The following is a 23,980-nucleotide window of genomic DNA, read 5'->3' on the forward strand; positions in this document are numbered from 1 at the left end:
TTCCTGAGGTGATACAAATGAAATGGACGATTTATCAGCTGCATCAAATGCCAAAACAAAGTTTTGAGTTTGATGAAACAGTTGAGTTAAATGAGCTGACAAAGCTGAATTCTGACATTCGCCGCATTTCTCCCGTCCGGGTGAAGGGCAGAGCGGATATCAAATCCAAACAGGTTTCGTTTGATTTTACAATTTCAGGCGAAATGATTTTGCCATGCTCAAGAACACTCGTTGATGTCCCGTATCCATTTGAAATTTCAACAAAAGAACTGTTTATATTTCATCACACGGATGATATAGAAGATGATGACGTTCACATTGTTGAGGACGATACTATCGACTTAACTCCGATCGTGAAAGAAGAAATTCTTTTAGAAATCCCTATGCAAATCTTTTGTGAATCTGAACAAGAAAAAGGAGCTGCTCCTCAAGAAGGAAAGGATTGGCAAGTTATTTCGGAAGAAGACAAGAAGAATCAAGTTGATCCGAGACTTGCAGCCCTTGAAAAGCTCTTAAAACAAGATGATGAATCTTAACTCTTTAAGGAGGTGGGAATAATGGCTGTACCTTTTAGAAGAACTTCTAAAATGAAGAAAAGATTGCGCCGTACACATTTCAAACTTAATGTACCTGGTATGACAGAATGTCCGTCATGCGGAGAGATGAAGTTGTCTCACCGTGTATGCAAAGCATGCGGATCATACAACGGCAAAGACATAAATGTAAAAAGTAACTAATGAGAAAAGCGCAGGGTGAAAGCCCTGCGCTTTTTCTTTTTCTCTTCCTGTCAGCTTGCGGAAAATTTGTGAGTGCAAATAGTCTATCTAATCTATTACCGGCATATGTATGAGATAAATAAGCTGACATGGAGGGAGATTGAATTTGACCATTACAAGACAAGATGCTTGGACTCAGGATGAGGATTTGCTGCTGGCAGAAGTGGTGCTTCGTCATATTCGAGAGGGAGGAACACAGCTTTCAGCCTTTGAGGAGGTTGGAAGGGCGCTGACCAGAACCGCGGCAGCCTGTGGTTTCAGGTGGAACTCGTATGTGAGAAAACAATACCAGTCAGGTATAGAGCTTGCAAAAAAGCAAAGGAAAGAACTGAGAAAGCAAATCGGCGTTCATTCGGTCAATATGCCGAATTCCATGAAGCAGACTGCCTCGGCATCGTCGGAAGGAAAACGAGATTTGTCCATTCAGGAAGTCATCCAATTTCTCGAACAATTCAAAGAAGCGCCGTCTGCACAAGAATTTCAGCTTGAAAGGGAAAAATTGAAGGAGCAAATCCAATCGCTGCAAAAAGAGCTTGAGGATTTGCGGAGTGAAAATCAGACATTGCGGAATCAGCTAGAGATGACAGAAGAGGATTACAAGGCACTGATCGATATCATGGATCGGGCCAGAAAAATGGTTGTTTCGAAGGAAGACGGAAGAATGAAAAAAGCGGCTCAAGAAACGTAAAGAAACGCCTGAAATGAACCGGCCCTATAGTAAGAATAGGCCGGTTGTTTTGATTTCTATGCAGACTCTCCTGGTGTCATTTCGTGATCCATATCAGGATGCCAGATGAGCGGGTTTTCCCCTTTGTCCCTCGCCATATCATACTTAACAGTTTTAAAGTTCATTTTGTTCCAAAATTCCGCTGATTTCATTCTCGGATTTGTCCGGATCGGCATTTTGAATGATTTTGCAAATTCAACCAAGGCTCTCCCGTATCCCCTGTTCTGGTAGCCCGGAAGAACCTCAAGCTTCCACAGCTCCAAATAATCCTGGCGGTTGTCAAAATAGGGATTCGATTTGCCGTTAACTTGATACAGACTCATTCGTGCTACAAGTTTATCGCCAAAATAAATCCCGTAAAAAGGCGAGGTGCTGTCATTTTCAATAATATTATCCTGAAGTTCTTCAAGCATTGAAAGCTCCTGAATGCCGTATTCTTTGAATTTCTTGAATTCTTCCAGCGTTTTATAGTTGATAAGCAGACGTTCTACCTTTGTCAAACAAATCTCCCCCTTTGTTGTTTCTACATATATTGTAAACGCTTTATTTAAAAAATCCAAATATTTAAACTTTAATTTTAAGCACATGGGATCTTTGAGAAGTAATTTCTTCTTACTTCTGCTATGATAATACGTAAATGCTAAATTGGGTGTGACATCATGAAAATTGGAATTATCGGCGGAGGCTCCGTCGGTCTTTTATGCGCCTATTATTTGTCACTTTATCACGACGTGACTGTTGTGACGAGGCGGCAAGAACAGGCTGCGGCCATTCAGTCTGAAGGAATCCGGCTTTATAAAGGCGGGGAGGAATTCAGGGCTGATTGCAGTGCGGACACGAGTATCAATTCGGACTTTGACCTGCTTGTCGTGACAGTGAAGCAGCATCAGCTTCAATCTGTTTTTTCGTCGCTTGAACGGATCGGGAAGACGAATATATTATTTTTGCAAAACGGCATGGGGCATATCCACGACCTAAAAGACTGGCACGTTGGCCATTCCATTTATGTTGGAATTGTTGAGCACGGAGCTGTAAGAAAATCGGATACAGCTGTTGATCATACAGGCCTAGGTGCGATAAAATGGAGCGCGTTCGACGATGCTGAACCAGACCGGCTGAACATCTTGTTTCAGCATAACCATTCGGATTTTCCGATTTATTATGAGACGGATTGGTACCGTCTGCTGACGGGCAAGCTGATTGTAAATGCGTGTATTAATCCTTTAACTGCGTTATTGCAGGTGAAAAATGGAGAACTGCTGACAACGCCAGCTTATCTGGCTTTTATGAAGCTGGTATTTCAGGAGGCATGCCGCATTTTAAAACTTGAAAATGAAGAAAAGGCTTGGGAGCGGGTTCAGGCCGTTTGTGGGCAAACGAAAGAGAATCGTTCATCAATGCTGGTTGACGTCATTGGAGGCCGGCAGACGGAAGCTGACGCCATTATCGGATACTTATTGAAGGAAGCAAATCTTCAAGGTCTTGATGCCGTCCACCTAGAGTTTTTATATGGCAGCATCAAAGCATTGGAGCGAAATACAAACAAAGTCTTTTGAGCTTTTTCGGTAACATGCTATACTCATTTCGGATCACTAACTATTTATTGGAGAAAGGAAGTTCTAGAAGATGCAGCTAACTGAACTTTCCATCAAAAATCAGAATGTGTTTGTACAGCACTATATAGATGGCAAAGAAGAAATGTCTTCTTTTTTTGATTACAGTATTCATCATAAGGACATGTGGCGCGAAAGACTGGAAGACTTATCTTCCCGGTTTTTCGCAAGAGAGGAATTGGCGGCGTACTTAACCTCTTACCATAATAAATTCGGTTCAAGTGCGATGCAGTCTGCTATTGAGAAGCTGAAGGACCCGTCAAGTGCCGCTGTAGTCGGCGGACAGCAGGCAGGACTTTTAACAGGACCGCTTTACACCATACATAAAATCATTTCAATCATTGTTTTAGCAAAGCAACAAGAAAAGGAACTGCAAGTGCCTGTCATACCAATCTTCTGGGTGGCTGGAGAAGACCACGATTTGGATGAGATTAATTTTGTTCACACATCTGAAGAGAATGGGCCTGTGAAAAAAAAGCTGCCTCAGTCTTATTGGAAGAAATCATCAGCAGCGAGTACATCGCTTGATCAGGAAAAGTGTGCCGCGTGGATAGATGATGTTTTTGCCGCTTTTGAAGAAACAGACCATACGAATACACTTCTCGACAATGTGAAACGATGTTTAAGGGAATCTGTTACGTTTACTGACTTCTTTGAACTGCTGATCGCGGATTTGTTCCAAGAAGAGGGCTTAGTTTTATTAAATTCTGGGGATCCGGGGATTAAAAAGCTGGAAACGGCCATGTTCCAAAAGATTCTTCGAGAAAATGATGAACTCGCCCGGGCTGTATCAGATCAGCAGGCCTTCATGCGTCAAGCAGGCTACAAACCGATTATCGAGTCCGGAAAAGAGCAGGCGAATCTGTTTTATGAATACGAAGATGAGCGTTTTTTAATTGAAAAAGATAACGGCCGATTTGTCATCAAAGAGCTTGATCTAGGATGGACGAGGGATGAACTTCATACACATATGGAAGAACATCCAGAGCGTTTCAGCAACAATGTTGTAACGAGACCGTTAATGCAGGAATTTCTCATTCCGACTTTAGCATTTATTGCAGGGCCTGGGGAAATCAATTATTGGGGCGAGCTCAAACAGGCATTTGCGGTGATGGGCTTCAAAATGCCTCCTGTCATGCCAAGGCTGAACATTACGATACTTGAGCGGCATATTGAGAAAAAACTGGCTGAACGGAATATCTCATTACAAGACGCGATTGAGCGCGGAACGGAGAATCAAAGAGAGACATACTTCGAGCGCCAGATTCCGGAAGAGTTTACGGCGGTGATGGATCAGGCGAAAAGCCAAATTGAAGCGATTCACAAAACGGTCCGGCAGGAGGCGTTAAAGGTTGATCAAAGCTTGGAACCTTTACTTCTGAAAAATGCCGCTTTTATTCAGGATCAGCTTCAATTCTTAGAGCGCACGGTGATGAAGCGAATTGAAGAAAAAGAAGGCTACGTCTTGAAGGATTATGAAAGAATTCAAAATAGCATTAAGCCGCTGCTTGCGCCGCAGGAACGGATTTGGAATATCATGTATTATTTGAACAGGTACGGTCCAAAATTCTTCACGACATTCAAGAATCTGCCATTTTCTTTTCAAAATCAACATCAAGTTGTCAAACTTTGAAATAAAGTTTTAAAGAACCCTGAATAGTTCAGGGTTTTTTTTTATGGGTAAACAGTGTAAAATGAAGTTGTGGAGCGAAGTGGTGAATAGTGGTGAGTTAAGGAGAGAAAGTGGGGCAAGAGATCATGTTTATGGGTGAATATCAGCATACCATCGATGCGAAAGGCCGCATGATCGTACCCGCTAAATTCAGAGAAGGCCTAGGTGAGCAATTTGTGCTGACTAGAGGACTTGACCAATGTCTCTTCGGCTACCCTATGCACGAATGGAAACAAATTGAAGAAAAACTAAAAGCTCTTCCTCTCACAAAGAAAGATGCCCGCGCGTTTACCCGTTTCTTCTTTTCAGGGGCGACTGAATGCGAACTGGATAAGCAAGGCAGGGTAAATATCGCATCATCTCTATTGAATTACGCCAAACTGGAAAAAGAATGTGTTGTTATCGGGGTTTCTAATCGAATTGAATTGTGGAGTAAAGTAATTTGGGAACAATACACAGAAGAGCAAGAAGATTCATTTGCTGAAATTGCTGAAAACATGATTGGGTTTGATATATAATGATTCTTCGTGTATAACACTCTAAAAGCAATTTCAATTCATCCTGATAAAAGGTGGGACCAACACAATATGTTTCAACACAAGACAGTACTTCTTCGTGAAACCGTAGACGGACTCAATATTAAGCCGGACGGTACATATGTAGACTGCACACTCGGCGGAGCTGGGCACAGTACATACTTATTGCAGCAGTTATCCGAGAAGGGGCGTTTAATCGCTTTTGACCAAGATGATACGGCATTACAGCATGCTAAAGAAGTGTTGTCCGACTATAAAGGACAGCTCATTCTGATTAAAAGCAATTTCAGGTATTTAAAAGAATGTTTGAATGAACAAGGCATTACAGAAGTAGACGGTGTTTTATTTGATTTAGGGGTGTCCTCTCCGCAGCTGGATACACCGGAGCGCGGATTCAGTTACCATCATGACGCACCGTTGGACATGAGGATGGACCAGTCGGCTACGCTTACGGCGAAAGAAGTCGTTAATGAGTGGCGCTATGAGGATCTCGTCCGTATTTTCTTTAAATACGGAGAAGAGAAGTTCAGTAAACAGATCGCCAGAAAAATTGAGGAGGCAAGAATGAAGTCTCCTATTCAAACTACGGGCCAACTGGTCGATCTAATAAAAGACGCGATTCCCGCTCCAGCGAGAAGGAGCGGCGGACATCCCGCTAAACGCGTGTTTCAGGCAATCAGAATTGCCGTAAACGATGAACTTAGGGTGTTTGAAGAAGCTTTGGAGCAGGCAATTGAGGTTCTGAAGCCAGGGGGCAGGGTATCAGTCATTACCTTCCACTCGCTAGAAGACAGAATTTGCAAAACCACTTTTAAAGAAAAGTCGTCGCTTCCGGAACTTCCTCCGGGACTTCCTGTTATACCGGAAGAGTTTGAACCGGAGCTGAAGCTCATCACACGAAAACCGATTACGGCATCTCAAGAAGAGCTTGAAGAGAACAACCGGGCTCGTTCTGCCAAGCTTCGGATTGCTGAAAAAAGAAAATAACGAAACGCGAACGCAAAATTAAAAGGAGGTCATCAGCCTATGAGCAATTTAGCTTACCAACCAGAGAAACAGCAGCGGCATGCGATCAGTCCTGAGAAAAAAGTGATTGTCAAGAAAAGGGCTTCCATTACTCTCGGAGAAAAAGTGCTTCTTGTCCTCTTTGCTGCGGCGGTGCTCAGCGTATCGCTTTTGATCGTATCGAAGGCGTATGCGGCATATCAAACCAATATTGAGGTGCAAAAGCTTGAGGAGCAAATTTCATCCGAAAATAAGCAAATTGGTGACCTCGAAAAAAGCGTTGCTGATTTAAGCAAACCGCAGCGCATTATGGACATTGCGAAAAAGAACGGCTTGAATTTAAAAGATAAAAAAGTGAAAAACATACAGGAATGATTCAAATGCCAAAAAAGAATAAATTTATGAATAGAGGAGCAGCGATTCTAAGTATTTGTTTCGCTCTCTTTTTCTTTGTCATCCTGGGGAGAATGGCATATATTCAAATAACCGGAAAAGCGAACGGCGAAGTGCTTGCGACAAAAGCGACAGAGCAGCATGAAAAGAAACGGACCATCGAAGCGAGCCGCGGCTCGATTTTAGACCGAAAAGGAAAAGTCATTGCAGAGGACACAGCGACGTATAAACTGATTGCGATTCTCGATAAAAAAATGACCACTGATGTCAAGCATCCTCAGCATGTTGTAAACAAAGAAAAAACGGCAGAAGCATTGTCTAAAGTGATAAACTTGGACAAGGCCGACATCCTTGATATCTTAAATAAGGAGGATGCAAAACAAGTCGAGTTTGGCTCAGCTGGCCGGGATATTACGTATTCGCAAAAGCAAAAAATCGAAAAGCTGAAACTCCCGGGCATTTCATTTTTACGGGATACAAAACGCTATTATCCAAACGGTGTTTTTGCATCCAATTTAATCGGCTATGCCGAGGTTGATCAAGACACAAATGAAATTTCCGGCGCGATGGGGTTAGAAAAAGTGCTGGATAAGTATTTGAAGGAGCGGGACGGATATGTGACATATGAAAGCGACAAATCCGGCTGGGAGCTCCCGAACAGCAAAAATAAAATTACAGCGCCAAAAAATGGTGACAATGTATATTTAACCATTGACCAGAAAATTCAAACCTTTTTGGAAGACAGCATGACAAAAGTGGCGCAAAAGTATAATCCGAAAAAAATCATGGCCGCAGTTGTCGATCCGAAAACGGGCAAAGTCCTTGCCATGGGACAGCGCCCAAGCTTTGATCCGAACAAGCGCGATGTGACAAACTACTATAATGATTTGATTTCATATGCGTATGAGCCCGGATCCACGATGAAGATCTTTACACTTGCTGCTGCGATGCAGGAAAACGTGTTTAATGCGAACGAAAAATATAAATCAGGGACATTTGAAGTTGGCGGAGCACCTGTTAAGGATCACAATAACGGTGTAGGCTGGGGTCCGACAACATATCATGACGGCGTCCTAAGGTCGTCGAATGTCGCTTTTGCGAAACTGGCGAAAGAAAAGCTGGGATATGACCGCCTCAATCAATATTTGCACAAATTCAATTTTTACCAGAAAACAGGTATTGATTTGCCAGGAGAAGTCTCCAGCAAAATCAACTTTAAATATGAATTTGATAAGGCGTCAACTGCATATGGCCAAGCGTCTGCGGTCACACCAATTCAGCAGATTCAGGCCGCAACGGCAATTGCAAATGACGGCAAAATGATGAAACCTTATGTGATTGACCATATCGTTGATCCCGATAAAGATAAAACTATTTATCAAAATAAGCCGGAATCAGCCGGAACCCCAATTTCTGCAAGCACAGCGAAAAAGGTGCGGGATATATTGGGAGAAGTTGTTACGTCGAAAATCGGAACAGGGCAAGCATATAAAATCGAAGGTTTTGATGTTGCCGGGAAAACAGGTACTGCGCAAATAGCCGGTAAAGGCGGATATTTAGACGGCACAGATAACTATATCTTTTCGTTTATGGGTATGGCGCCAAAAGATGATCCTGAGCTTTTAATTTATGTGGCTGTACAGCAGCCGCAACTAAAAGCAGGACAAAGCAGTTCAGATCCAGTATCAGAAATCTTCAATCCAACAATGAAAAATAGCCTGCACTACCTAAACATCGAACCAACTGAAAAATCTGACTCAGATAAGGAAGAAACAAAAGCGCAGACAATGCCTGATTTAACAGATCAAACGGTAGCTGCTGCTCAAAAGAAAGCAAAAGAGGAGAATCTCACACCAATTGTCATCGGCAGTGATGTCGCTGTAAAAGAACAGTATCCGAAAGCGGATGAGGAAGTTCTCACCAATCAAAAGGTCTTCCTGAAAACGGGCGGCAAAATCAAAATGCCTGATATGACAGGCTGGTCGAGAAGAGAGGTTCTGCAGTACGGCGAGCTCGCGGGAATTCATATTGAAGTAAGCGGACAAGGCTACGCTGTCAGCCAAAGTGTTAAGAAAGACAAAGAAATCAAAGACAAAACCGTAATCAAGGTTAAGTTTAAAAATCCTGATTAAAAAGAAAGCTTGCGTTATGCAGGCTTTCTTTTTTTATGCCTTCAGAGGAGCAGCGTTCTACCTGTCCAATTTCAGGCATAAAATGAAACAAGCCTAAATAAGGAGTGAACGGTCTCTTGCGCGTCTCGAATGTAACGGTTAGAAAACGTTTATTATTTGTTTTGCTTTTTGGCGTGATCGTGTTTCTGATCATTGATACAAGGCTGGGGTATGTTCAGTTTGTGATGGGCGAAAAACTGACTTCGCTGGCGAAAGATTCCTGGAGCCGTAACTTGCCGTTTGAGCCGGAGAGAGGCGAGATTCTGGATCGGAATGGTGTGAAGCTCGCAACAAATAAAAGTGCGCCGACCGTATTCGTCGTGCCACGCCAAGTTCAGAATCCGATGAAAACGAGCAAGCAGCTTGCGGCGGTGCTCAATATGTCAGAAGAAAAAGTATATAAACATGTGACAAAAAAAGCGTCAATCGAAAAGATCACTCCTGAAGGGAGAAAAATTTCAAATGAGAAGGCGAAAGAAATCAAAGCGCTTGATTTAAAAGGTGTGTATGTTGCGGAGGACAGTATCCGTCATTACCCGTTCGGCAGCTTTTTATCTCATGTGCTTGGATTTGCAGGAATTGACAACCAAGGGCTCCTTGGACTTGAAGCCTATTACGACGATGATTTAAAAGGGGAAAAAGGTTCTGTTAAGTTTTATACAGATGCCAAGGGGAAGAAGATGCCTGATGAAGCGGATGACTATACGCCGCCTAAGGATGGGCTTGATATGAAGCTGACAGTTGATTCAAAGGTTCAGACGATAATGGAAAGAGAGCTTGATAACGCTGAGGCCAAATATCATCCGGACGGCATGATTGCCGTAGCCATGAATCCGAAAAACGGAGAAATTTTGGGGATGTCTAGCAGGCCTGACTTCGACCCTGCTGATTACCAATCTGTTGATCCGTCCGTCTACAATCGAAATCTGCCAGTATGGAGCACGTATGAACCGGGATCTACCTTTAAAATTATTACACTTGCAGCAGCCCTTGAAGAGCAAAAAGTAAATTTGAAACGGGATCAATTTTATGATAAAGGGCATGCTGAAGTGGACGGAGCGAGACTGCGGTGCTGGAAAAGAGGCGGGCACGGGCTGCAGACGTATCTGGAAGTTGTGCAGAACTCCTGCAACCCGGGGTTTGTTGAATTAGGCGAGCGCTTAGGAAAGGAAAAGCTTTTCAAATATATCAAAGACTTTGGTTTTGGACAAAAAACGGGGATTGATCTCCAAGGCGAGGGAACAGGCATCTTATTCCCGCTTGAGAGAGTGGGCCCGGTGGAGCAAGCAACTACGGCTTTCGGACAGGGAGTATCCGTCACGCCGATTCAGCAGGTTGCAGCAGTATCCGCCGCTGTAAACGGAGGAACGCTCTATACACCTTATATTGCAAAGGAATGGATCGATCCTGTTACGAAGAAAACGGTCAAAAAACAATCACCAATCGCAAAGAAACAAGTCATTTCTGAGGAAACATCCAAACAAATCCGCTATGCTCTAGAAAGCGTCGTCGCAGAAGGAACCGGCCGCAATGCATTTGTAGAAGGATATCGTGTCGGAGGAAAAACGGGAACTGCACAAAAGGTTAAAGATGGAAAATATCTTGAAAACAACCATATTGTATCATTTATCGGTTTCGCGCCAGCTGATGATCCGAGTCTAGTCGTCTACGTTGCGGTGGATAACCCGAAAGGCACGATTCAGTTTGGCGGAACGGTAGCAGCGCCTATTGTCGGAAATATTATGAGAGACAGTCTGCCGGAACTTGGTGTGAAGCCCCGGAAAAATCAAATCGAGAAAAAATACCAATGGAACGACACAAAAACAATAGAAGTTCCGAATGTTGTAGGGATGTCTGTCTCAGATCTTGAGTCACTATTGGTGAATCTCAATGTGGATGCTTCCGGGAAAGGGAGCAAAATCGTTAAACAATCGCCAGCTGCCGGAACGAAAGTAAAAGAAGGCTCAAAGATACGCGTGTATTTGACTGAAGAAGATGAAAAGGAGGCAGCCGATTGATTCGGGCTGCCTATTCTTTTATTGCAGAAAAAATGCTGATATCTTTCAAGATTAGCTGGATGTATCCTTTTATTTACGCTAAAATATGAACTGTATGCTTAAAATCATTACCACATCATTTGATGTGACTTCAATGATAAAAAGAACGAATTAGAATGTTGAGAGGTTTGATACGATGAAACTTACAAAGCTGCTTACATACTTAACAACCGAACCTTCTGTAAACGACTCACAAGACCCTGAAATAACTTCAATTGAGATGGACTCCAGGGAAGTAAAGAAAGGGAGTCTTTTTGTATGTGTAAAAGGGTATACGGTGGATGGCCACGATTTTGCGCAAAAAGCAGTAGAAAACGGTGCAGCGGCTATTGTGGCAGAAAGAGAGGTCGATGTGAATGTTCCTGTTATTATTGTCCGGCAGTCACTTCGCGCGCTCAGCGTTTTGTCTGATGCGTTTTACGGACAGCCGACGAAGAAGCTTCAGCTGATTGGGATAACAGGGACAAACGGCAAAACATCAACGACCCACATGGTCGATGAGATTCTGAAAAAAGCGGGAAAACGCACAGGCTTGATCGGTACAATGTATATGAAAATCGGAGACGAAACACTTCCTGTTAAAAACACGACTCCGGAAAGCGTCACGCTGCAGAAAACGTTTAAGAAAATGAATGACAAGCACGTTGACACTGCAATCATGGAGGTTTCTTCCCACGCTTTGTCTTTAGGACGCGTCCATGGCTGTGATTATGATATTGCCGTGTTTACGAATTTAACACAGGACCATCTGGACTATCATAAAACGATGGATGAGTACCGGCATGCAAAAAGCTTGCTCTTTTCCCAACTTGGCGGGGCTTTCAACCATGAACATCCAAAGCGTGCCGTCCTGAATGCTGACGATGAGGCGAGCGCTTATTTTGAAAAGGTAACAGCTGCGCATATCTCTACATACGGAATTAAAAACGATGCTGATGTGATGGCGAAGAACATCAGTATCACTGCACAGGGCACAAGCTTTGATCTCGTGACAAACAAAGGCACGAAGCACATCACGATGTCTCTCGTCGGACAATTTAATGTGTATAACGTGCTGGCCGCTGTTGCGACATGTATTGCAGCAGGCATACCGTTTGAAATCATCACTGAGGCTGTTGAAGAATTGCATGGTGTAAGAGGCCGTTTTGAATTGGTCAATCAGCAGCAGGAGTTTCCTGTCATTGTAGACTACGCGCACACACCGGACAGCCTTGAAAATGTGCTGGAGACATGCAGAGACATGACGGAAGGAAAGCTATTTGTCGTTGTCGGCTGCGGAGGAGACAGAGATAAGACGAAGCGCCCGAAAATGGCTAAAATTGCTGTGGAGCTGGCTGACGAGCCGATTTTCACGTCAGATAACCCGAGAAGCGAAGATCCTCGCGCGATTTTAAGAGATATGGAAGCCGGAGTAGAGAACGCATACTATCACAGTATTGCAAACCGCGAGCAGGCGATCTTTTTCGCAATTGCCAATGCCAAAAAAGGCGACGTTGTCCTCATTGCCGGAAAAGGACATGAAACCTATCAGCAGATCGGAAATGAAACTTTCGATTTTGATGATGCTGAAGTAGCGGCGAGAGCCATTGTTGAACTCAATAAGAATAAGACGAATTCATAGGAAAGAGATGTTACTGAATAATGGAGCTTGAAAAGATTTTTCATATGGAAAAAAATCATGAATATGATAACTACGTATGTCGTTTGAAAGAAACAGGAGGAGAAAAGGACAATGCTTGAGCAAGTCATTCTGTTTACAATTTTAATGGGGTTTTTAATTAGTGTTCTGCTCTCTCCGATTCTTATTCCGTTTTTAAGAAGATTAAAATTCGGCCAGAGTATTAGAGAAGAAGGACCGAAATCACATCAGAAAAAATCAGGGACACCGACAATGGGCGGGGTCATGATCATACTTTCTATCATAGTGACAACAATTGTTATGACACAGAAGTTTTCAGAAATAAGCCCCGAAATGGTGCTGCTTCTGTTTGTTACGCTAGGCTACGGTTTGCTTGGCTTTTTAGATGATTACATCAAGGTTGTCATGAAGCGCAATCTTGGATTGACATCAAAGCAAAAGCTGATCGGACAAATTATTATTGCAGTTGTATTTTACGCCGTGTATCATTACTACAATTTTGCGACGGATATTCGCATTCCTGGAACTGACTTATCATTTGATCTTGGCTGGGCTTACTTTATCCTTGTGCTCTTTATGCTTGTCGGCGGATCAAACGCAGTTAACCTGACTGACGGCCTTGACGGGTTATTATCCGGTACTGCGGCGATTGCCTTTGGCGCCTTTGCCATTCTGGCATGGAATCAGTCTCAATATGACGTAGCGATTTTCTCAGTTGCCGTTGTCGGTGCAGTTCTGGGCTTCCTTGTATTTAATGCTCATCCGGCCAAAGTTTTTATGGGAGATACGGGATCGCTTGCATTGGGAGGAGCAATCGTTACCATTGCCATTTTAACGAAATTAGAGATCCTGCTGGTTATCATCGGCGGTGTATTCGTTATCGAGACATTATCTGTTATTTTGCAGGTCATCAGCTTTAAAACGACAGGTAAACGAATCTTTAAAATGAGTCCGCTTCATCACCATTATGAGCTTGTCGGCTGGTCTGAATGGAGAGTAGTCGTGACGTTTTGGGCTGCGGGACTTTTGCTTGCCGTTTTAGGAATTTACATCGAGGTGTGGTTATAAGTGGAAAATGATCAATTTTTACAGAAACAGCATTTTTTAATCCTTGGGCTTGCGAAAAGCGGATATGCGGCGGCCTCCATTCTTCATGAAAAAGGCATTTATGTTGCAGTCAATGACCAAAAGCCTTTTGAAGAAAATGAACCGGCACAAAAGCTTTCTGAAAAAGGAATCGAAGTTGTTTGCGGAGAGCATCCAGTTTCTCTGTTCGATCAGCATCAAATCACGATTCTGATCAAAAACCCGGGAATTCCTTATGAAAATATTATGGTTCAGGAAGCGGAGAAACGAGGCATTCCGGTTTGGACGGAAATTGAGCTCGCTTACTACCTGACCAGCGCCAAGTTTATTGGGATTACCGGATCGAACGGTAAAACGACCACGACAACGCTAATTTACGAAATGCTCAAAGCTGGCTCGCAAAAAGCACTGATTGCCGGAAACATCGGCACAGTCGCAAGTGAGGTTGCCTATCATGCTGATGGAGATGAATGGATCGTTACTGAACTGTCTTCGTTTCAGCTGATGGGAACACACGCTTTCAGACCGGAAATCAGCCTGATTTTAAATGTATTTGACGCCCATCTGGATTATCACCATACGCGCGAAAACTATGAAAAAGCGAAACAGAAAGTGTACCTTCATCAGACTGCTTCAGATAAAGCTATTGTCAACCAGGATGATGAAACCGTCGTGCGTCTTGCTGAAGCCGGAAAAGCCGAAATCGTCCCATTTTCAGTCAGCAAAACGCTTGAACAGGGCGCATATGTAAAAGACAGTATGATTATGTTTAACGGCGAAGCCATTCTTCCTCTGGAAGAGGTTGTACTGCCCGGTGCTCATAACCTGGAGAACATTTTAGCAGCTATTGCAGTTGTGAAAACGGCAGGAGCATCCAATGAGGCGGTTAAAAAGGTGCTGACAAGCTTTACTGGTGTGAAGCACCGCCTCCAATATGTCACAACTGTGAATGGCCGCAAATTTTATAACGACAGTAAAGCAACAAACATTCTGGCGACAAGCAAGGCGCTTTCAGCTTTTGATAAGCCGGTCATTCTGCTTGCGGGCGGACTGGATCGCGGAAATGGTTTTGATGACTTGAAACCTTATATGAAGCATGTCAAAGCAGTGCTTACATTTGGCCAGACGGCGCCAAAACTCGAGAAACTCGGCAATGAACTGGGAATACAACATGTCAAACGTGTCGATAATGTTGAACAAGCAGTATCTGCGGCGTTTGCGCTCTCAAATGAAGGAGATGTCATCCTGCTGTCACCCGCGTGTGCGAGCTGGGATCAATTCAAAACATTTGAAGAACGCGGTGACATGTTTATAGATGCCGTGCATATGCTTAAGTAAGGGCTTGTCTTGAAGTAAATCGGCAGCCCTAATGACTTTAAGCTTGGGGTGTCGATTGCTTTGACTACTAAAAAAACATCGCCTGATTTGTTATTGGTCATCATTACGTTATTATTATTAACAATCGGATTAATTATGGTGTACAGTGCGAGTGCGGTATGGGCGGATTATAAATTTGACGACTCATTCTTTTTCGCGAAACGGCAGCTTTTGTTTGCGGGAATCGGCGTCATTGCTATGTTTTTTATCATGAATGTCGATTATTGGACTTGGAGGACATGGTCCAAATTGCTGATGGTTATCTGCTTTTTCCTTCTGGTGCTTGTTTTGATACCGGGCGTCGGAATGGTGCGGAACGGTTCAAGAAGCTGGATCGGAGTCGGAGCATTCAGCATACAGCCTTCAGAGTTTATGAAGCTTGCGATGATTGCATTCCTTGCTAAATTTCTCTCTGAAAAACAAAAAAACATCACATCGTTCAGACGGGGGTTCGTCCCTGCACTTGGCATCGTGTTTTCAGCATTTTTGATTATCATGTGCCAGCCTGACCTCGGAACGGGGACAGTAATGGTCGGAACTTGTATTGTCATGATTTTTGTAGCCGGCGCGCGGATCGCCCATTTCGTCTTTCTCGGACTGATCGGCCTCAGCGGATTTGTCGGGCTCGTACTATCAGCTCCATATCGGATTAAGCGGATTACCTCATACTTAAATCCATGGGAAGACCCGCTCGGAAGCGGATTTCAGATCATTCAATCGCTTTATGCAGTGGGGCCCGGCGGGTTGTTCGGAATGGGGCTCGGACAAAGCAGACAGAAATTCTTTTATCTGCCTGAGCCGCAAACAGACTTTATTTTCGCCATCTTGTCAGAGGAGCTGGGCTTTATCGGGGGAACACTTATTTTGCTCCTCTTCAGCGTCCTGCTGTGGAGAGGAATCAGAATTGCGCTTGGTGCCCCTGATCTGTACGGAAGCTTTGTCGCAGTCGGTATTATTTCAATGATTGCCATTCAAGTCATGATAAATATCGGCGTAGTCACGGGCCTGATTCCTGTAACAGGCATAACGCTCCCGTTTCTGAGCTACGGAGGCTCTTCATTGACTCTAATGCTGATGGCAGTTGGTGTGCTGCTGAATGTAAGCCGCTACTCGAGGTATTAACGAATGTATGTCCAAGCCTCCTGTCTAACATGAAGCTTGGAAACAATTGATGCGATAACCCTGTCCAACAAAACAGGGTTATCGTTATGTTATAGAGAAACTTAGACTGGGGGAAAAGAAATGCGAATTGCAATAAGCGGAGGCGGTACAGGGGGACATATTTATCCTGCGCTTGCTTTTATTAAAGAAGTGCAAAGACGTCATCCTAATGTGGAATTTTTATATATCGGAACAGAAAACGGGCTGGAGAAAAAAATTGTTGAGCGGGAGAATATACCGTTTCGTTCAATTGAAATTACAGGATTTAAAAGAAAATTGTCATTTGAAAATGTCAAGACTGTGATGCGTTTTCTGAAGGGCGTCAAAAAGAGTAAATCGTATTTAGCGGAATTTAAGCCCGATGCCGTAATTGGAACGGGCGGTTATGTATGTGGGCCGGTTGTCTATGCCGCTGCGAAAATGGGAATTCCGACTATTGTCCACGAACAAAACAGCCTGCCGGGCATCACGAATAAGTTTCTTTCAAAATATGTTAATAAAGTAGCGATTTGTTTTGAAGAAGCGAAATCACATTTTCCTAGCGAGAAAGTTGTATTTACGGGAAACCCGAGAGCCTCTGAAGTCGTCTCAATAAAGACGGGACGATCATTGGCTGAATTTGGGCTTTCTGAAGACAAAAAAACGGTCTTAATTTTCGGCGGAAGCCGAGGCGCTGCACCGATTAACCGCGCTGTCATTGACATGCAGGATGCGCTGAAAACAAGAGACTATCAAGTGCTGTATATCACCGGTGAAGTTCACTATGAAAAAGTAATGAATGAGCTGAAAAGCAAGGGTGCCGCTGATAATATGGTCACAAAGCCGTTTCTTCATCAAATGCCTGAGTATTTAAAGGCCATTGATGTCATTGTGGCCAGAGCCGGTGCGACAACGATTGCCGAAATTACTGCTCTCGGAATCCCAAGTGTTCTGATCCCAAGTCCATATGTGACAGCGAATCACCAGGAGGTCAATGCGAGATCTCTTGGCCAGCATGATGCGGCGATTGTACTGAAAGAAACAGAGCTCAGCGGGGAGAAGCTGATTGAAGCGCTAGACCGGATTGTACTGAATGAGCAAACGTTAAAGGAAATGAGCGAACGAACAAAGTCACTCGGTGTTCCTGACGCGGCTGCCCGTTTATACAGCGTACTCGAGGAATTAAAAAAATAGTAGAAAAGCAAATGGAATGCGGAGGTTTACGATGGAGAAAGTGATACAGGAATTAAAAGAACGAGAAGTCGGCAAGGTTCTTGCAAATGAACCGCTCGCGAATCATACAACGATGAAAATCGGCGGACCTGCGGATGTATTGGTCATTCCAAGCAGTGTAGATGCTGTTAAAGACATCATGGACGTGATTAAAAAATATGATGTGAAGTGGACAGTCATCGGCCGCGGATCAAATCTTCTTGTTTTAGATGAAGGAATTAGAGGCGTAGTGATCAAGTTGGGGGCGGGTCTTGACCATTTGGAGCTTGAAGGGGAACAAGTAACAGTCGGAGGCGGTTATTCGGTGGTCCGCCTTGCTACATCATTGAGCAAAAAAGGCCTGTCCGGTTTGGAATTTGCTGCCGGCATTCCAGGATCAGTCGGCGGAGCGGTTTATATGAATGCCGGCGCTCACGGTTCTGATATGAGCGAGATCCTCGTCAAAGCGCATATTTTATTTGAAGACGGAACGATTGAGTGGCTGACAAATGAGCAGATGGATTTCAGCTACAGGACATCTGTACTGCAAAAGAAACGCCCGGGCGTTTGCCTTGAAGCTGTTTTGCAGCTTGAGCAGAAGGATAAGGAATCAATCGTTCAGCAAATGCAAAGCAATAAAGACTATAGAAAAAATACACAGCCGTATTCAAGCCCTTGTGCGGGAAGCATATTCAGAAATCCGCTTCCGAATCATGCCGGGAACCTTGTAGAAAAAGCAGGCTTGAAAGGATATCAAATCGGCGGTGCAAAGATATCGGAGATGCACGGAAACTTCATCGTCAATGCGGGAGGAGCATCAGCAAAAGATGTGCTTGATCTCATTGACCATGTGAAAAAGACAATCCGTGAAAAATACGAGATTGATATGCACACAGAGGTTGAAATCATCGGCGGAAATCGCTGATTCAAGTTCTGACTGAAGCTGTTCATATGATATACTGTAAGCAAACGACAAACGGCATCATAGTATGCCGTTTGTTTTGGAATAGACAGACTTTTAACAGCTGTTTCATTTGAATGAGGTGAACAGGCAATGAACCCGGGTCAAGACCGAGAAAAAATCGTTAACATTGAAGAGCGGATCCCTAAAATTAAAGAGCAGAGGAAACAAAAGGCAAACCGCCGTCTCATTTCATTTATTATGCTCTTTTTTATTATGGTGCTGATCATTGTGTACCTGCAAACACCAATCAGTAAAGTATCAACAATCTCTGTTACAGGGAATGAAAATGTATCAAAAAAGGAAATTATCGACCTTTCCGATATTAACAGCGGAGATACTGAGTTTTGGAGTTTGGACAAGCAAAAAACAGAAAAGAAGATTCAGCAAAATAAATTAGTGAAAAAAGCGGAGATCAGCAAATCGCTTCCTAATAAAATCAACATTGCAATCGAAGAATATAAAGCGATTGCTTATTTAGAAAAAGACGATGTGTACTATGAAGTGCTTGAAAACGGCTCAGTTCTGCCAAACGAAGTAACGCCGGATGATGCCGGACCGATTTTAGTGAATTGGACAAACGCGAAGAAGCGGTCTCAAATGGCCAAGCAGCTCGATGCGTTGTCAAATTCGTTAAAACAGTCGATTTCAGAAATTTATTATACGCCTGTAAAAATGGATGAAAACCGTATTAAGTTGTACATGAACGACGGTTATGTTGTTACGGCATCTATTAAAACGTTTGCAGACCGAATGAAGACGTATCCTTCTATCATCTCACAGCTAAGCAGCAATAAAAAAGGAATCATTCATTTAGAAGTTGCCACCTATTTTGAAGAGTTTGGGAAAAACGATAAAGCTGCTAAAAAGGAAGATGAAAATTGAGGGGCAAATCAGCAGTCCTTCTTTCCTTGATTATGCTTATCGCAGGTTTTTTGATTTCATTTTCTTTTCAAATGACAAAAGAAAACAACAAAAGCGCGGCTGAGACGGAAGAGTGGAAAAAAGAATATGCGCTGAGAGATGAACTTCTGAAACAAGAGAAAGAAAATAAGAAGCTTGAAAAAGAATTATATCAAAAGCAAAACAAAGTCCGCCAGGCGGAAAATAAGCTGAAGAAAGAGAAGTCGGAATACTATAATGTCCTCGAAGATACAGAAAAATACAGGATGTATATTGGGGAAGTCGGTGTGCAGGGAGAAGGCGTTGAGGTGACATTGGAAGATGCGTCATACATACCGGAAGGGGAGAATGTGAATAGTTACATCGTTCACGAAAGCCATATCTTCCAAGTAGTAAACGAACTGTATATCTCAGGAGCGGCAGCTGTCGCCGTTAATGGACAGCGTTTGACGCATGATTCGTATATCAAATGCAATGGTCCTGTGGTAACGGTAGACGGGGTGCAGCATCCCGCTCCGTTTACGGTATCCGCTATTGGAGATCCAGATGTCCTGCTGCCCTCGTTAAATATCGCTGGAGGCCTAATTGATCAGCTGTCAATGGATCATATTTCTGTGTCGGCAGAAAAAGAGAAAAACGTACAAATGAAACCGATTCTGAAAACGAAGGAATGACTGAAAAAGCGGGTGAAATAGATTGAAAATAAAGCGTTCCTTCATAAGCATCAGTGTTCTTATGGTCATCTTCGGCCTGATGATATCTGTTCAGTTTAATTCGTTAAAGCACCCCAAAGTCCGGGATACAAGAGATATGTGGGATATTAGGGAAGAGCTGACATCAGAGCAGAAGAAGCAGGAAAAGCTGCTGGCTGAAATAAACAAATATGACAAATTGCTGAATAGCTATTCGCAAACGAAAGAAATGACAAAAGAAACCGCGCTAAATAATACCTTGCAATCCTTAAAAAAAACAGCCGGCATGACCGATATAACAGGTAGCGGAATTGTCATTACGATTTCCCCGCTTTTTTCTGAAAGCTTAACAGGAGAGCCGATCGAAAATCCGCCTCCGGATTTGCTGAAAAAGCTGATAAATGAACTCAACTCCTACGGTGCAGAGCATATCTCGATTAACGAGCGAAGAGTTGTGAATCATACAGTCATCAGAGATATAAACGGCACTACAAAAATAGACGGATACGCCCTTGACGATTATCCTTTAACAGTAAAAGTGCTTGCCAAAGATCCGGACATGTTACACAGCAGAGTGAAGGGGTCAGGCCTTGAGGATCTTTTTGCATCTGAAAATTTAGCATTAAAAGCCGGTAAATCTGAAAGCAAACTAATATTAAAAGCATATGACAGACCACTGGACGTACAACAGCTGAAACTGCTTAAAGACTGAAAAGGAGGAGAATTGTCATGTGGCTGCCCGTGTTGGGACTGGTGCTCGGAATAGCGATTGGACTAATGACAAACTTAACGATACCGAGTGAATACTCAAACTATTTATCGCTTGCGGTGCTTGCCGCACTTGATACATTAATCGGCGGAATCAGGGCGCATTTACAAGGTACATATGATGAAATGGTATTTGTTTCCGGTTTCTTTTTTAATATTATATTGGCAATAAGTTTAGCTTTTCTGGGAGTCCATCTTGGTGTAGACTTGTATTTAGCAGGTATATTCGCATTTGGAGTCAGATTATTTCAGAATATAGCCGTTATCAGAAGAAATCTACTAACAAAGTGGACTCTTTCTAAAAAAAATAAAAAAAATGTGATATAAAAGAGGATATACATAGGATATAACGAATATTTTCAATAAACATAAAATGTGAAAAACACATAAAAATATTCTGTTGTTATTTTTTGTTACACACTTGTAAAGCCACATTCATTGTATTGTTGTTCCGCAAATAATAGAATAGAAATGATCGAAATGTGAGGAGGTGCCATAGAATGAACAACAATGAACTTTACGTCAGTCTTGACATCGGTACGTCCAATACAAAAGTGATCGTCGGAGAAATGACAGATGATTCCCTTAATATTATCGGTGTGGGAAATGTACCGTCTGAAGGGTTGAAAAAAGGCTCAATCGTTGATATAGATGAGACCGTTCATTCTATAAGAAAAGCGTTTGACCAAGCTGAAAGAATGGTAGGTTTTCCGCTTAGAAAAGCTATTGTCGGCGTTAATGGAAATTATATCAATATTCAAGATACAAACGGTGTTGTAGCAGTTTCCAGTGAAAATAAGGAAATTCAGGTTGAAGATGTACGCCGTGTCATGGAGGCGGCACAGGTTGTTTCAGTACCGCACGAACAGCTGATTGTTGACGTCATTCCTAAACAGTTTATCGTAGATGGAAGAGATGAAATCACCGACCCGAAAAAAATGCTGGGTGTGCGTTTAGAAGTAGAGGGCACCTTGATCACCGGTTCAAAAACAATCTTACATAACTTACTCCGCTGCGTTGAAAGAGCTGGTATTGAAATAACTGATATTTGCCTTCAGCCGCTGGCAGCCGGTTCTGCTGCATTATCAAAGGACGAGAAAAACCTTGGTGTGGCTCTCATTGATATAGGGGGAGGGTCAACAACCATTGCCGTATTCCAGAACGGACATCTCACTTCTACCCGTGTCATTCCTCTCGGAGGCGAAAATATCACCAAAGATATCTCCATCGGATTGAGAACGTCAACAGAAGAAGCAGAACGCGTGAAAAAGCAATTTGGACATGCCTACTATGACGAAGCCTCGGAAGATGAAATATTTGAGGTAACCGTTATAGGCACCAATCAAAAACAAACATTTACACAGCAAGAAGCAGCGAATATCATTGAAGCGAGAGTAGAAGAAATTCTTGAAATTGTTTCAGAAGAGCTTCGCAGTATGGGAATTACCGATCTGCCGGGAGGCTTCGTGCTGACAGGAGGACAAGCAGCTATGCCGGGTGTCATGTCTTTGGCACAGGATGTGCTGCAAAACAATGTCAGAGTGGCAAGCCCGAATTATATCGGTGTAAGAGATCCTCAATATATGACGGGAGTGGGCCTGATCCAATTCGCCTGCCGGAATGCAAGAATCCAAGGCAGAAAAATAGGCTTTAAGATGCCTGAAGAAGCGATACAGGAAATCGCAGTCTCATCATCTGAGGAACAAGAGCAGCATCATCACCAAAATGAGGTGCAGCAGCGGCCAAAAGGAAAACAAAAAACACAAGCCGAACATAATAAACAGAGCAAAATGAAAAAACTATTAAGCATGTTTTGGGAATAGATAGATAGTCATTCGGCAGATTAGGAGGATTTAGCATGTTGGAGTTCGAAACAAACATAGACGGCTTAGCATCAATTAAAGTAATCGGAGTAGGAGGCGGCGGTAACAACGCCGTTAACCGAATGATTGAAAATGAAGTGCAAGGAGTAGAGTATATCGCGGTAAACACGGACGCTCAAGCTCTTAACCTGTCAAAAGCAGAAGTGAAAATGCAAATCGGCGCAAAGCTGACTAGAGGATTGGGAGCAGGTGCGAATCCGGAAGTCGGGAAAAAAGCCGCTGAAGAAAGCAAAGAGCAGATTGAAGAAGCACTTAAAGGTGCTGACATGGTATTCGTGACAGCTGGTATGGGCGGCGGAACAGGAACAGGTGCCGCACCGGTTATCGCACAAATCGCGAAAGACTTAGGCGCATTAACTGTCGGCGTTGTGACAAGACCGTTTACCTTCGAAGGACGCAAAAGACAGCTTCAGGCTGCAGGCGGAATCTCGGCAATGAAAGAAGCGGTGGATACACTGATCGTGATCCCGAACGACCGTATCCTTGAAATTGTTGATAAAAACACACCGATGCTTGAAGCATTCCGTGAAGCGGATAACGTACTTCGCCAAGGGGTTCAAGGTATTTCTGACTTGATTGCTACACCTGGTCTTATCAACCTTGACTTTGCTGATGTGAAAACAATCATGTCAAACAAAGGATCTGCTTTGATGGGTATCGGAGTTGCCACAGGTGAAAACCGTGCTGCTGAAGCTGCTAAAAAAGCAATTTCCAGTCCATTACTTGAAACAGCAATTGACGGTGCTCAAGGTGTTCTCCTGAATATAACAGGTGGTATAAACTTAAGTTTATATGAAGTGCAAGAAGCGGCTGATATTGTAGCTGCAGCATCAGATCAAGATGTAAATATGATTTTTGGATCAATCATTAACGAAGATCTAAAAGATGAAATTGTTGTAACTTTAATTGCAACTGGATTTATTGAACAGGAACTGGATCTATCTAAGCTTAAGGAGAGACCAGTTGCACCAGTGACTAAATCAAACCAAGACACACAGAGAGTATCGAAACGTGAAGAACAACATCAGAATAAAAATAATCACCAACGATCATTTCACTCCTCAGAGGATACGCTTGATATTCCAACGTTTCTTAGAAATAGAAACAACGGAAGATAGGTAAAAGAACAAAAAATTAAAAGGCTGTTGAGTATATCTCAACAGCCTTTTAATTAAATTGTTTCTTTTAATCAGAAGATTGGCCTCTCTATTAAAGAAATTTTGTATCTGAACAAGTATGTTCTTTGAGTATGTTATTAACCGAATTAATTTTACTGAATGCTTAGTATCAGTATTAAATTAGTAAACCACATGTATAATAATGTGGTTTTTTGTTTTGCCATCCATAAGAAATTTACTTTTTTCAGAAG

Annotated in this window: 23 protein-coding genes; 22 read left to right on the plus strand and 1 reads right to left on the minus strand. The window is 42.9% G+C overall.

All coding sequences use genetic code 11. The features are described from left to right. Nucleotides 1-17 precede the first annotated feature (17 nt). The 3 genes from MHI44_RS19685 to gerR all read left to right on the plus strand — a co-directional run bounded on the left by MHI44_RS19685 (nucleotide 18) and on the right by gerR (nucleotide 1,464). Nucleotides 18-536, plus strand: a complete 519-nt coding sequence (locus MHI44_RS19685) for a DUF177 domain-containing protein (RefSeq protein WP_014479718.1) — start codon at nucleotides 18-20, stop codon at nucleotides 534-536. Between the two features lie 21 nt (nucleotides 537-557). Further along, on the plus strand, nucleotides 558-737 hold the full coding sequence (gene rpmF, locus MHI44_RS19690; RefSeq protein WP_003154457.1) for a 50S ribosomal protein L32: 180 nt from the start codon (nucleotides 558-560) through the stop codon (nucleotides 735-737). Between the two features lie 145 nt (nucleotides 738-882). After that, on the plus strand, nucleotides 883-1,464 hold the full coding sequence (gene gerR / locus MHI44_RS19695) for a sporulation specific transcriptional regulator GerR (RefSeq protein WP_044052536.1): 582 nt from the start codon (nucleotides 883-885) through the stop codon (nucleotides 1,462-1,464). Nucleotides 1,465-1,520: 56 nt separating this feature from the next. Here the strand turns inward: gerR and MHI44_RS19700 are convergent, their stop codons facing one another. Beyond that, complete coding sequence (locus tag MHI44_RS19700; protein WP_014476736.1) at nucleotides 1,521-2,003, minus strand: N-acetyltransferase; 483 nt, start codon at nucleotides 2,001-2,003, stop codon at nucleotides 1,521-1,523. Between the two features lie 159 nt (nucleotides 2,004-2,162). On the opposite strand from MHI44_RS19700, the gene MHI44_RS19705 reads away from it, so the two are divergent. The 19 genes from MHI44_RS19705 to ftsZ all read left to right on the plus strand — a co-directional run bounded on the left by MHI44_RS19705 (nucleotide 2,163) and on the right by ftsZ (nucleotide 23,729). Further along, a complete protein-coding gene (locus MHI44_RS19705; protein WP_339202558.1) occupies nucleotides 2,163-3,059 on the plus strand; it encodes a 2-dehydropantoate 2-reductase in 897 nt (298 codons plus the stop codon). 70 nt (nucleotides 3,060-3,129) lie between these two features. After that, nucleotides 3,130-4,749 carry a bacillithiol biosynthesis cysteine-adding enzyme BshC gene (gene bshC, locus MHI44_RS19710; RefSeq protein WP_003245571.1) on the plus strand — a complete coding sequence of 540 codons (1,620 nt, stop codon included), beginning with the start codon at nucleotides 3,130-3,132 and terminating at the stop codon, nucleotides 4,747-4,749. A 125-nt stretch (nucleotides 4,750-4,874) separates the two neighbouring features. Then, nucleotides 4,875-5,306: a division/cell wall cluster transcriptional repressor MraZ gene (gene mraZ / locus MHI44_RS19715; protein ID WP_003221402.1), complete on the plus strand. Its 432-nt coding sequence runs from the start codon at nucleotides 4,875-4,877 to the stop codon at nucleotides 5,304-5,306. Between the two features lie 69 nt (nucleotides 5,307-5,375). Then, nucleotides 5,376-6,311, plus strand: coding sequence for a 16S rRNA (cytosine(1402)-N(4))-methyltransferase RsmH (gene rsmH / locus MHI44_RS19720; RefSeq protein ID WP_161477005.1), 936 nt, complete (start codon nucleotides 5,376-5,378; stop codon nucleotides 6,309-6,311). A 39-nt stretch (nucleotides 6,312-6,350) separates the two neighbouring features. Beyond that, nucleotides 6,351-6,704, plus strand: coding sequence for a cell division protein FtsL (gene ftsL, locus MHI44_RS19725; protein WP_003232200.1), 354 nt, complete (start codon nucleotides 6,351-6,353; stop codon nucleotides 6,702-6,704). Next, nucleotides 6,701-8,854 (plus strand): penicillin-binding protein 2B, encoded by a 2,154-nt coding sequence (pbpB, locus tag MHI44_RS19730; protein ID WP_080121159.1) that lies wholly within the window; start codon nucleotides 6,701-6,703, stop codon nucleotides 8,852-8,854. The genes ftsL and pbpB overlap by 4 nt, the downstream gene beginning before the upstream one ends. Before the next feature lie 116 nt (nucleotides 8,855-8,970). Then, entirely contained in the window at nucleotides 8,971-10,911 is a 1,941-nt protein-coding gene (locus MHI44_RS19735) for a stage V sporulation protein D (protein WP_003245048.1), read from the plus strand. Nucleotides 10,912-11,086: 175 nt separating this feature from the next. After that, entirely contained in the window at nucleotides 11,087-12,571 is a 1,485-nt protein-coding gene (locus MHI44_RS19740) for a UDP-N-acetylmuramoyl-L-alanyl-D-glutamate--2,6-diaminopimelate ligase (RefSeq protein ID WP_003245326.1), read from the plus strand. 111 nt (nucleotides 12,572-12,682) lie between these two features. Continuing rightward, the gene (mraY, locus tag MHI44_RS19745; RefSeq protein ID WP_003232192.1) at nucleotides 12,683-13,657 is read left to right on the plus strand and encodes a phospho-N-acetylmuramoyl-pentapeptide-transferase; all 975 of its coding nucleotides are present in this window, start codon (nucleotides 12,683-12,685) and stop codon (nucleotides 13,655-13,657) included. Next, nucleotides 13,658-15,013 carry a UDP-N-acetylmuramoyl-L-alanine--D-glutamate ligase gene (gene murD / locus MHI44_RS19750; RefSeq protein ID WP_029726512.1) on the plus strand — a complete coding sequence of 452 codons (1,356 nt, stop codon included), beginning with the start codon at nucleotides 13,658-13,660 and terminating at the stop codon, nucleotides 15,011-15,013. 60 nt (nucleotides 15,014-15,073) lie between these two features. Then, nucleotides 15,074-16,174, plus strand: coding sequence for a stage V sporulation protein E (gene spoVE, locus MHI44_RS19755; protein WP_003244810.1), 1,101 nt, complete (start codon nucleotides 15,074-15,076; stop codon nucleotides 16,172-16,174). 120 nt (nucleotides 16,175-16,294) lie between these two features. Further along, nucleotides 16,295-17,386: an undecaprenyldiphospho-muramoylpentapeptide beta-N-acetylglucosaminyltransferase gene (murG, locus tag MHI44_RS19760; RefSeq protein WP_029317768.1), complete on the plus strand. Its 1,092-nt coding sequence runs from the start codon at nucleotides 16,295-16,297 to the stop codon at nucleotides 17,384-17,386. Between the two features lie 31 nt (nucleotides 17,387-17,417). After that, entirely contained in the window at nucleotides 17,418-18,329 is a 912-nt protein-coding gene (gene murB / locus MHI44_RS19765; protein WP_003232182.1) for a UDP-N-acetylmuramate dehydrogenase, read from the plus strand. A gap of 129 nt (nucleotides 18,330-18,458) precedes the next feature. Next, complete coding sequence (gene divIB, locus MHI44_RS19770; RefSeq protein ID WP_003232178.1) at nucleotides 18,459-19,250, plus strand: cell division protein DivIB; 792 nt, start codon at nucleotides 18,459-18,461, stop codon at nucleotides 19,248-19,250. Then, nucleotides 19,247-19,942, plus strand: coding sequence for a DUF881 domain-containing protein (locus tag MHI44_RS19775; RefSeq protein WP_015483203.1), 696 nt, complete (start codon nucleotides 19,247-19,249; stop codon nucleotides 19,940-19,942). Before divIB ends, MHI44_RS19775 begins: the two co-directional genes overlap by 4 nt. A gap of 22 nt (nucleotides 19,943-19,964) precedes the next feature. Next, nucleotides 19,965-20,672 (plus strand): DUF881 domain-containing protein, encoded by a 708-nt coding sequence (locus tag MHI44_RS19780; protein ID WP_019712168.1) that lies wholly within the window; start codon nucleotides 19,965-19,967, stop codon nucleotides 20,670-20,672. Between the two features lie 17 nt (nucleotides 20,673-20,689). Further along, nucleotides 20,690-21,055: a small basic family protein gene (locus MHI44_RS19785; RefSeq protein ID WP_003238683.1), complete on the plus strand. Its 366-nt coding sequence runs from the start codon at nucleotides 20,690-20,692 to the stop codon at nucleotides 21,053-21,055. Nucleotides 21,056-21,228: 173 nt separating this feature from the next. Further along, complete coding sequence (ftsA, locus tag MHI44_RS19790; protein WP_003232169.1) at nucleotides 21,229-22,551, plus strand: cell division protein FtsA; 1,323 nt, start codon at nucleotides 21,229-21,231, stop codon at nucleotides 22,549-22,551. Between the two features lie 35 nt (nucleotides 22,552-22,586). Next, nucleotides 22,587-23,729 carry a cell division protein FtsZ gene (gene ftsZ / locus MHI44_RS19795; RefSeq protein ID WP_095843675.1) on the plus strand — a complete coding sequence of 381 codons (1,143 nt, stop codon included), beginning with the start codon at nucleotides 22,587-22,589 and terminating at the stop codon, nucleotides 23,727-23,729. The last annotated feature ends 251 nt before the right edge of the window (nucleotides 23,730-23,980 follow it).

Origin of the sequence: Bacillus sp. FSL K6-1366, from assembly GCF_037976695.1 — a bacterium.
Lineage (GTDB): Bacteria > Bacillota > Bacilli > Bacillales > Bacillaceae > Bacillus > Bacillus subtilis.